We start from the raw sequence: 9,853 nt of genomic DNA, 5'->3' as shown, positions 1-9,853 counted from the left end.
TTGCGTTCGACCAGCGTGGCGATGTGGCTGTTTCTTGCACCACTCAGCAGATCACCTTCCCAGTGGCCCGGGATGGCGCGATCCTCGATCTCGGCCGGTCCGTCCCGGATCGATACGGCATCAATGATCTGCCCCCGCGTCTGGCGTGATGTTCTCGAGGAAGGGCTTGCCTGCGGGCTTCATCGGATCGAACGGCTGATGCGGCTCAATGCCCTCAGAGCGCGGCCCAGGCGCCGTGGAAAGCCCAAGGACGACGGCGAACGGTCGGTGATAGCCGACAACATCCTGGACCGGGACTTCCAAGCAGATCGGCCGAACCAGAAGTGGCTGGCCGACTTCACCTATATCTGGACGGCCGAGGGCTGGCTGTATGTCGCGGTCGTGCTGGACCTGTTTTCGCGGCGCGCGGTTGGCTGGTCCATGAAGGCCGACCGGGATGCGCCACTGGTCATGGATGCGCTGATGATGGCGGTCTAGCGACGCGGCAAGGCCGATGCGCTTCTGCACCATTCGGATCAGGGGTCGCAATACACCAGTGAGCAGTTTCAAAGGCTTCTGGCCGACAACGGTATCACCTGCTCGATGAGCCGGGCCGGAAACGTCTGGCACAATTCGGCGATGGAGAGCTTCTTCTCCTCGCTGAAGACCGAAAGGATCGCCCGCAAGGTCTTCCGCACCCGCGACGAAGCCCGTGCCGACGTGTTCGACTACATCGAGCGCTTCTACAACCCGCGCAGACGGCATTCGAAACTGGGCTACCTCAGCCCGATGGAGTTCGATGCCCGCGCTATGCTAGCTTAACCTGCTGTCCACGAAACCGGCAGCAGCTCAGACCGTATCGGCCGGGGTCCAGCGTCGGGTCCTTCAGCGGCGATCTAGAACCGCATGTTCCAGGAGACGTTGAGCATGTGGCTCTCGGCACCGTGCTCGCCGATCTGACCGTCATAGACCAGGCCTATGGTGTTGTCGGCGCCAAGCTCCAGGTCGAAGCCGGCGGAGAGCACCGCCATGTCGGAAGGAACCCCGGCTCCGACGATATAGAACGCATCGCCGCCCGCCAGCCTGCGCATGCTGCCGGAGCTGTCAGCTTCGGCGTGGCGCCAGCCGATGCCCCCCTTCGTTGTCAGGCGCATGCCTTCAACGATGAAGGCGCGACTCACGTTCAATCCGAGGGTGGTGAAGATGGCGTTCATCGAAGCGGAGCCGCTGCTGAGGGCCGCAGCGCCGCCGGTCTCGTCGAAGCTCCCGGCGGATTGGTGGACATAGGCGAGACTGGCGTAGGGCGACAGCGAGAGGTCACCCACTGCAAAGTCATGTGACACCTTGGCGAAGATCTGCGAGGTGTCCGAAGCGTAGTCGGCGCTGAGTCCGTCAGCGAAGCCCGACATCGCGACCCTGCGGTCGATCTCCCAGTCATGCCGGGTGTAGGTGGCGCCGAGCATCAGGCTCGTCGCGCCCCACTGGCGACCGCCATAGAGGCCGAGGCCATAGTCAGTGCTTTCCCCCGCAGTGGCGCGGTCATCGGCGTCGGCGTTGGTCTGCCCGGCATGCAGCATCGCGCCAAGGCGCCAGTCGCCGACCTGGCTGTCGATTCCAGCGGCGAACCCGCCCGTCGTCGCATCGACATCCGCCGTGTCGCCATCTCCGCCGAGGCTGGCCGAGCCGCCATAGATCCTGGCCCAGACCGAGGCGTCCGACACGCCGGCGGCTCGAGACGGGCCGGCTGGCCCGCGGCTGGCGACCGGTGACCCTCCTGTCGGGCCGAAGCTGCTGTCCAGATGCGCGGTGACGAGATCGGCGAGGATCACCGCCGACCGAAGCGAGACCGTCTCGAACGAGGCATAGGCCTCGCCCGACAGCTGGTCAAAGGCTTGGCCCACCTGCTCCTCACCGAGCCACAGCACGGCGTCATAGATCGCATTGCCCGCACCGAGCGATTCCGCCCCGGCCGCGGCCGCGCGCTGGTTGGCGGTGCGGCCGGTCTCGGCAAAGCCGATGTCATTGCGCTTCAGCGTCAGGCTCACGGCTGTTTCGTCATAGTCCAGCTGCGCAGCGAGAAACGCCAGATCGGTTTTGACGGTGTCGAAGGTCCCGGTGATGCTGTCGGCCGTCAGGATCTCGTAGACCGTGTCGCGGCTGTAGGCGCCGCCGGTGCTGCTGGCGAAAAGGCTTACGCCGCCAGCAAGGGTCGCCGTTCCAGCGACCAGCCTGTCCGCGCCCCCGGCAGCGTCGACATCGAGACGCAGGGAGGACCCGGCGCCGAAGGAGAGGGCTCCGACGGTGAGGGTCTGCGCCGCCCCGCCGCCCTGAAGGCTGAGAATGCCGGTGGAGGCGAGCGTGGTGATGCCGCTCAACCCGCCGGTCACGTGCAACGCGCCGCTGTTGGTGAAGGCGCCGTTGATCTGGCCTTCGGCGGCGACCAGTCCGGCGCTGGTGAAGTCCCCGTCCCAGACGCCGCTCGTGACGATGCTGCCGGCATTGGCCAGCACGTCGCCGGCCCAGTCGCCGTCGTTGGAGATCAGGCCGGCGTTGCCCAGCACATCGCCGGACCAGGTAGCTTCGTTGGTCACCGAGCCCGCATTGGCCAGGACATCGCCCGTCCAGCTACCCGCAAGGTTGGCCACGTCCCCGGCGTTCGCCTCGACGTCACCATCCCAGGTTCCGCCATTGTTGAGGATACCGCCGGCATTGCTCTTGATGTCGCCATTCCATTGCGCGCGGTTGTCGATCGGCGCCCAGGTGTCAACGTCGCCATTGGCGACGACATCGCCGTTCCAGGTGGCGCCGGAATAGTTGAAGATCGCGTTGGCATTGCCCAGGATATCGCCATTCCAGACGCCGTCCTCGGTATTCGCGATCTGGCTGTCGTTGGTCTCGATGTCGCCGGCCCAGACGCCCCCGATGTTGTTGATGGCGTAGTCGTTCGTCCCGACGCTGCCCACCCAGTCGCCACGGTTGTAGACCGTGCCGGAATTGGCGCCGACCCTGCCAGTCCAGGTCGCGCCTTTGGCGTTGCTGACCGTCGCGCCATTCGCCGCGACATCGCCGACCCAGTCGCCGGAGTTGCTGACAGTCCCCGCATTGCCCTCGACATCGCCGACCCATTCGGCGCCGGAGGCGTTGTCGATCTCGCCATCGTTGCCGAGGATGTCGCCGGTCCAGAGCCCGGGCGCGTTGTTGCTGATCGAACTGGTGTTGCTCAACACATTGGCGTTGTAGATTTCGTTGTTGTCGAATTGCCCGGTGTTGTCGAGGTCGTCATTCACGGTGCCGTCGTTTATGAAGACGCCATTGTTGACGAGATTGTTCGGGACCCGGATCGTCAGCGTGGCGCCGCTCGCTACATGCAGGGTCGCTCCTGCGTCCACGATGGCGTAGTCGAAGGAAACGGTGTTCTCCGTCAGGCCTGTGCCGATCTGGACCTTGCCGTCGATCACCTGCAATCCGCCCATCGAGACATCGCCGCCGAGCGTCAGCGTCGCCCCGCCCTGCTTGACCAGCTCCCCCTCCAGTCCCACGACGGCCCCCATGAACAGCGTGTCGATGCCGATGTTCATCAGCAGAGTCGCGCCCTCCGCGACGCTGACCGAAGCGTAGTCCGGCAAGGCGTCGTCGATCACCGCAAGCGTTCCCGCCTCGATCGTGACTGCGCCGCCGAAATCATTGGCGCCATTAGCAAGCACCGCCGTGCCCGCGCCGGATTTGTTCAACCCGCCGCCACCCGACAGCTTCGCCTCGACCAACGTCTCGCCCTCGTCCAGAGCCAGATCGAAGCGATCGGATGCGGTGATATGGCCCCCTGTCGAGCTGGCTGACGCGCTGGTCAAGGCGTAGACGCCTGTGGCCACGCTGCCGCTCAGCAGCCCGGCGGACTGGGCATAGCTGCCGGCGCCCGCAAGACTGCCGGCCATCGTCCCGCCCGACTGGGTCATCGCCGAGCCGGCACCGCCGGTTAAGAGCGCGCCCGCCTCGACACTGCCGGAGCCGGAAAGCGCGAACAGGCTCGAGACCTCCGCCGCGCCATAGAGGCTTCCGCCGGAAAGGCTGTAGGTCGCTGTCGTCACCTTGCCGTTCATGAACCCGTCGGAGACGACGCCCATCACGCCCGCCGACTGGCTGTAGCTGTCGATGCCGGAGACGTTGCCGCCCATGCTGCCGCCCGTCTGGTCCATGATGGAGCCCTCGCCACCGGTCAGCGTCGCCCCGACATCCGAGACTGCGCCGGTCCCGGACAACAGGAAACTGCTCGCGAAGCTGACCGTCGTCGTCGCTGTCTTGCCGCCGGACATGACATAGCTGTCGGTCACGACATGTTCCGCGCCGATGCGCCCGTCGGTCTGGGTGATCGAGCCGGCCATCAGAGTGCCGGCCCCCTGCGCCGTGCCGGCAAGGGTCAGCTCCGAGGCGACCGCGACAATGTTGCCCGCGCTGATGTCGAGGATAGCCTTGTCGTCAATGACAAGGGCGCCCGTCGTCAGCGCCGCGATATCGGCCGCAAGAGTGGAATTGAGGATCTGGAGCCAACTTCCCGCTTTGAGATGCAGGGCGCCGACCGTCAGCGTGCCCGCGCCCGTCGTCTGCACCAGGGTCGCCTTGGCCGCCGCCCCGTCCCGGCCGATGTCGAGCGAGCCTGCGACTGCCGCGCCCGTCACCGCGGTCCTGACAGCGGCATTCTTCACCGCGCCACCATCAATCGTCGCAGTGCTCGTCGCCGAAGGCGCACTGCCCAGCTGCCAGTTGGCGCCAGAGTCCCAGAGCTTGTTGCTGCCTCCGCCGCTGTTCCAGACCGCCGTTTCCGCCACGACGGCGGTCCCGCCAGCCACCAGCGCCGCGCCGGCGGCCCCGGCCATGAACAGCCACCGCAGATGAGACGTCGTGGGAGCGGCAAATACGGCAGGCAGGCGCGCCGAGTTGACGCGCGCAGAGCGATCAGGACAGGACATGTGGTGAATTCACTCCCCGCCGGCGGATCGCGGGCGCTTGCCGAGCAAGGGGCTAAACCGATCAATTTGGCAAATGAATAACGGGGGCTTGCCAAAAGATACCGCAAAGTTAGGTATGTGGCCCCACTGAGGCGCAACAGGAATTGAAAGAAACTAGCGAGGGGAGCAACTGCTGGCCTACCGCGGGTCGTGTCCGCGAGCGTTGTGTAATTTCGTCGCCGTCGACGGTGTGATCCCGGGTGGTCACCGAAGTGTATGGTCGAGGTGGAGTTTGGCGACTTCAACCACGGAACACACGGAGACCCCGATGACCAAGACCAACATGGATCTGTCCGAGCTTCTGGCCAAGCATGACCAGGGCGACTTGCTGCGCAACATCGCCGAGGCAGTGCTGCAACTGATCATGGAAGCCGATGTCGACGGCTTGATCGGCGCGGGTCGGCACGAGCGCAGCGGCGACCGCACGACTTGCGCAACGGGTATGCGCGGCGGCGCGGCACTGGGCCGCCGGACAGGGGGTCGAGCTGCCGGAGGAATTTTCCGCCGATCTGGCGGAAGCGTTCCTGCGCTTCCTCTTCCGCCTGACCGAGGAGACGGGCAAGGCGCGTAAACCCGTCACGGTGCGCACGGCAGCAGACTATTTTGAGCGAGTGATCCTATTCGCCCGTCGCGGATCGCAGCTCTCGGCGGAGGCCGAGGAGCGGTTCCTCGAGATCCATACCGCGCTGGAGTCGGAGGCTTCGGATGCGACGCCGACGAAGCATGCCAAGATCCGGACATTCCTGTCGAAGCACGGGCTCTCGGATCTGCTGCATGCCGCAAACCGCTGCCTCGATGAGGCAAACGCGTTTCCCGCGCATGGCGCGGCCGCCTTTCGGCTAAGACGGAAGGCCGTGGTCTTGGCGCTTCTGCTCAACGGGGTGGATCGGCAGGGCGATCTTTCTGAGTTTCGGATCGGCCGCGAGATCGTGCGGCAGAAAGACGGGCTCTGGAGGGCGGAGTTCCGCCAGGCGAAGACCCGGGGCCGGAAGGACCTCGGACCCTATTGGCCGATCACCAGCCGGATGATCGACCTCCATGTCCTCGCCGGGCGGCCGGAATGGTTGGTGGCGGCACGCTTGGAGGAGCTCGATGGCGCTAATCTCGTCGGGTTGGAGGACGGTGCGTTCTCGACCTACCATCCTGCAGCAGCTCAGCGCTGCTGCAGGAGGAGTTCGGAATATCCGGGCACCTCGTGCGCACGCTTGTTACCGACCTTGTGCGCGTCCACAGGCCCGATGCCGCTTGGGCTGCGCAGACCCTGCTCGGGCACAGGTCGCGCTGGATGTAAAGCACCTACCGCACGGGCTTTCGGGAGACCGCGGCTCTCGAGAAGTACCACGAGACCGTCGAGCAGTTTGCGTGCGGCCGCTGAAGCGGGCGAGTCATGAACATGAGGGCTGCGTCGGTCGCGTCGCAGCCACTGCTTGCTTCCAGACGAGGGTATGCGCAGTCGCTCGCCCTGCGCAACCAAACCCTCCTCCCTTGGGAAGTTCAGCAGGACCGCCGGTCCCTGAGCGCCTGGATCGAGGCACAGGCCCGGATGAAACCGATCTCCGATCTCGACCGCCTGCCCTCCTCCAAGCAGGTGGCCTTCGCTGAGCGGCTCGCGCGCATCAAGCGGCGCGCCGTCCCGGAAGAATGCTTCCGCGACAAGGGACTGATGTCAAAATGGATCGACGGGAACCGATAAGGACCCGTAGGCGAGCGGCTTTGTTGATTTGTAGAGGTTCATCCACTACATTCGGCAACAGATAGATGCACAGGAATGATGGAATGGCCTCGGTCGCCGCAAAGGTGATGTCGACAGTCAGCGCGCCCTACGGCGTGCTGGTGACGGCTACCCAACTGGCCGAGAGAATTGCCGACATCAAGAGTGCCGAGACCTGCGATTGTAGCGTCTTTGCTTTTCTGTCCGAAGTCTCGCCGCAACTGCAACGCTCGTTCATCGACGAGATGGGCGTGAGCAAGGATGCTGTGGCCAAGGTCGCGCAGCAGTTCTCGACCTTGGCCGGTTATCGGCTGCCGCTTGCAGTCTGAATGAACACCCCACTTCCGAGCCGCTGGCCCGAACTCTTCGACATGGCGATGGCGATCATCGACCAAGCGAATAGCCAAGGGATCGGCATGCATGACTGGAGCTTTGGGGGGTGGGACTGCCCTCATGCTGCAGATCGGGCATCGCGAAAGCCATGACATCGACCTCTTCATCAGTGACGCCCAGTACTTGCCGTTTTTGAACCCCGAAACGCAGGGCTACCGCCTGGAAATAGCGGCGAGCGACTACGAGACCGACGGCACACGTGCCTTGAAGATCGTATTCGACGGGGTCGGCGAGATTGACTTCATCTGCTGCGGCCCCGTCACAGAGGACCCTTTCACGCTTTCCGAAATCCGTGGGCGGCGCGTGAGGCTAGAGACGCCCGCCGAATCCTCGCAAAGAAGGTTGTGTTCGGGGCGCTCAACTTCAGCCGCGCGACATGTTCGACATCGCGGCCACGGCCAAGGCGCTTGGCTCCAACTGTGTCACCGCAACACTGTCAGCGTTCCCGTCGGCTTCTTGAGAAGCTCTGGCCGTGGTCGAGAGGATGGATCCACGGCTGTTCCAATCCGTCGCGGGCAATTTGCTCGTGAACGATGATTTCGGCGGTTTGCGGCATGAGGCCCAAGCGGTGACTGCCAGTCTACTGCAAGCCGCGCTGTTTTCCTGACGCAAGGCAGGAACAATTCCGGTAGCTTGCGATCATCGCCAATCTCGATACGATGACGCGCCTTTTCGCCTGACACCGCTCCTCAAGGGCTTTGGAAAATCTCGAGTTGGAGCGGCTATGACGCTGAAAACGCCAATCTGTCAAAGAAGCGGCGCGGCAGTATTGAACAGGGCTCTGATGATGGTGGGGTGGAGCATCCGACCGCCGGCGAGATCCGCTTTGGCGACACCACCGTGGCCGATGCGTCGCGCGGCTATGTCATGGAGCCGGGCAGCCGCAACGCCGGGCTGGTGTTCCAGTCCTACGCGCTCTGGCCGCACATGGCCGTGGCCGGCAATGTCGACTGGCCGCTGCGGGTCGCCGATCTCGGCCGCGAGGAGCGGCGGGCCCGGGCGGCGGAGGCGATGGAGATGCTGGGCGTCGCCGGTCTCGCCGCGCGCTATCCCGGCGAGATCTCCGGCGGGCAGCAGCAGCGCGTCGCCATCGCTCGGATGATCGCGCCGCGCCCGCGGGTGCTCCTGTTCGACGAGCCGCTGTCCAACCTCGACGCCACGCTGCGGGTCGAGATGCGCACCGAGCTGATGCGCGTGCACCGCGCCACCGGGGCGACGGCGGTCTACGTCACCCATGACCAGATCGAGGCGATGACGATGGCCACCCATGTGGCGGTGATAAACGGCGGGCGGATCGAGCAGTTCGACCCGCCGGAACGGCTGCTGTCGGACCCGGCCTCGGCCTTCGTCGCGCGGTTCATCGGCACGCCGCCGGCCAACCTGATTCCGGTGCAGGCCGGGGCCTGGTTCGGCCGGATGCCCGACCCGGCGCTGCGCGGGGCCACCGGGCAAGGCATGGTGCGGGCCGAGGACTTGGCGCTGGCCGACGCGCCCGGGCCGGATACCTTCGCCGCCAGCTGGTCGAGGTGGTGCCGATGGCCGGTCGCCGGCTGGTAACCGGCCTCGCCGAGGGCAAGCGCGTCACCGCGGTCACCGATTTGGCCGGGCCGGTCCCCTCCGAGCTGCACTTCCGCCTTCCTCCCGCGCCCGCCGCCATCATCGACCCGAAAGGAAACCGCCTGCCATGAAACGACTGCTGCTCGTCCGCCACGGGGAAAGCGTCTGGAACGCCACACGCCGGCTGCAGGGCCAGGCCGACATCCCGCTGTCGGAGCGGGGGCAGGACCAGGTGCGGGCGCTGGCCCCGCTGGTCGCCCGGCTGGCGCCGGATCTGGTGCTGACCTCCGACCTGCAACGCGCCCGGCGGAGCGCGACGTTGCTCGGCCATCCGGAGGCGCGGCTGCAGCCGCTGTTGCGCGAGATCTCGGTCGGCGACTGGACCGGCGAGAGCATCGACGCGCTGGACCCGGGCCTCTATCAGGGCTGGCGCGAGGGCAGCCACGTGCCGGAGGGCGGCGAGTCCTGGGCCGCGTTCAGCGCCCGGACCGGCCGCGCCGTGGACGAGGCGCAGGCGGAGGGGCAGGCTACCGTGCTGATGGTCTGCCACGGCGGCGTGATCCGGGCGCTCCTGGACCGGCTGGCCGGCCTCGCCCCGCGGCACATCCTGCCTGTGGGACCGGCCCGCCTCACCGTGCTCGGCTTCCGCAACGGGCTGGCCCGGCTCGAGGCGCTGAACGTCACCCCGGGCGGGCTGTCGCTCGACGCGCCGGACTCAACGCCGACGGCTTGGCCTTGCGTCCTCCAGCCGGCACAGGCCCGCCGCTCGCTCATCTCGTGCTGCTCCACGAGGATCGCGAGGGCTTCGCGCTCGGCGGCGGGCGTTTCGACTTTCGCGACAGGAGATCCTTCAATGCAGCCTGAGCAAGCAGGGATCCCGCCAAGAGATGCTTCAGCCGGGCAGCGTCTTCAGCCGCCGCGCGCCGCAAACACCCATCCCGCCGAACTCGGCCTTCCAGGCGTATGACGTCGCGCTGCTGATCCCATGTCGGCGGCACAGCTCCGCTGTCTTCGCACCGTCGACGTGTGCGTCGACCCTGCTCCCGCAGGATACCGATGGTGTGTTCCTCGGTGAACTTCGAGCTCTTCATGGCTCGGTCCTCTCCTCGGGCCGGACGCCAGTATCAGATGGAGGAAAAATCCCGTGGCAAGTCAGGGGCGCAACAGGAAGCCGCTCCTGCGGCATGTTGAGGACGACATGGTCATCAAG

The 9,853-nt window shown here is 65.9% G+C and carries 7 protein-coding genes and 5 pseudogenes; 9 read left to right on the top strand and 3 right to left on the bottom strand.

What is annotated here, in order from left to right; genetic code table 11:
* Positions 1 to 134: pseudogene (locus C5F48_RS26010) on the bottom strand (IS30 family transposase); the annotation flags it as partial.
* A 1-nt stretch (position 135) separates the two neighbouring features.
* Here C5F48_RS26010 and C5F48_RS07010 point away from each other — a divergent pair.
* Positions 136 to 801, top strand: a pseudogene (locus C5F48_RS07010) (IS3 family transposase); the annotation flags it as partial.
* A gap of 74 nt (positions 802 to 875) precedes the next feature.
* Here C5F48_RS07010 and C5F48_RS07005 read toward each other — a convergent pair.
* The gene (locus C5F48_RS07005; protein WP_170139723.1) at positions 876 to 4,850 is read right to left on the bottom strand and encodes an autotransporter domain-containing protein; all 3,975 of its coding nucleotides are present in this window, start codon (positions 4,848 to 4,850) and stop codon (positions 876 to 878) included.
* 400 nt (positions 4,851 to 5,250) lie between these two features.
* Here C5F48_RS07005 and C5F48_RS07000 point away from each other — a divergent pair.
* The 8 genes and pseudogenes from C5F48_RS07000 to C5F48_RS26005 form a co-directional block, all read left to right on the top strand.
* A pseudogene (locus C5F48_RS07000) lies at positions 5,251 to 5,430 on the top strand (transposase); the annotation flags it as partial.
* Positions 5,431 to 5,593: 163 nt separating this feature from the next.
* Positions 5,594 to 6,373, top strand: a complete 780-nt coding sequence (locus tag C5F48_RS06995; protein ID WP_111467528.1) for a hypothetical protein — start codon at positions 5,594 to 5,596, stop codon at positions 6,371 to 6,373.
* Positions 6,370 to 6,675 carry a hypothetical protein gene (locus C5F48_RS06990; protein WP_245941508.1) on the top strand — a complete coding sequence of 102 codons (306 nt, stop codon included), beginning with the start codon at positions 6,370 to 6,372 and terminating at the stop codon, positions 6,673 to 6,675. The genes C5F48_RS06995 and C5F48_RS06990 overlap by 4 nt, the downstream gene beginning before the upstream one ends.
* Positions 6,676 to 6,758: 83 nt before the next feature.
* Positions 6,759 to 7,022: a hypothetical protein gene (locus C5F48_RS06985; RefSeq protein WP_107663186.1), complete on the top strand. Its 264-nt coding sequence runs from the start codon at positions 6,759 to 6,761 to the stop codon at positions 7,020 to 7,022.
* A gap of 124 nt (positions 7,023 to 7,146) precedes the next feature.
* Positions 7,147 to 7,623: a hypothetical protein gene (locus C5F48_RS06980; RefSeq protein WP_211314672.1), complete on the top strand. Its 477-nt coding sequence runs from the start codon at positions 7,147 to 7,149 to the stop codon at positions 7,621 to 7,623.
* A 258-nt stretch (positions 7,624 to 7,881) separates the two neighbouring features.
* Positions 7,882 to 8,643, top strand: a complete 762-nt coding sequence (locus tag C5F48_RS06975) for an ABC transporter ATP-binding protein (RefSeq protein ID WP_211314673.1) — start codon at positions 7,882 to 7,884, stop codon at positions 8,641 to 8,643.
* Positions 8,622 to 8,774 (top strand): hypothetical protein, encoded by a 153-nt coding sequence (locus tag C5F48_RS25670; RefSeq protein WP_211314674.1) that lies wholly within the window; start codon positions 8,622 to 8,624, stop codon positions 8,772 to 8,774. The genes C5F48_RS06975 and C5F48_RS25670 overlap by 22 nt, the downstream gene beginning before the upstream one ends.
* Positions 8,771 to 9,313, top strand: a pseudogene (locus C5F48_RS26005) (histidine phosphatase family protein); the annotation flags it as partial. The gene C5F48_RS25670 and the pseudogene C5F48_RS26005, both read left to right, overlap by 4 nt.
* 83 nt (positions 9,314 to 9,396) lie before the next feature.
* Here C5F48_RS26005 and C5F48_RS26000 read toward each other — a convergent pair.
* Positions 9,397 to 9,734, bottom strand: a pseudogene (locus C5F48_RS26000) (transposase); the annotation flags it as partial.
* Between the last annotated feature and the right edge of the window lie 119 nt (positions 9,735 to 9,853).

The sequence above is a fragment of the Cereibacter changlensis JA139 genome, from assembly GCF_003034985.1.
GTDB lineage: Bacteria > Pseudomonadota > Alphaproteobacteria > Rhodobacterales > Rhodobacteraceae > Cereibacter > Cereibacter changlensis.
This window is presented reverse-complemented; position numbering and strand designations above follow the sequence as displayed.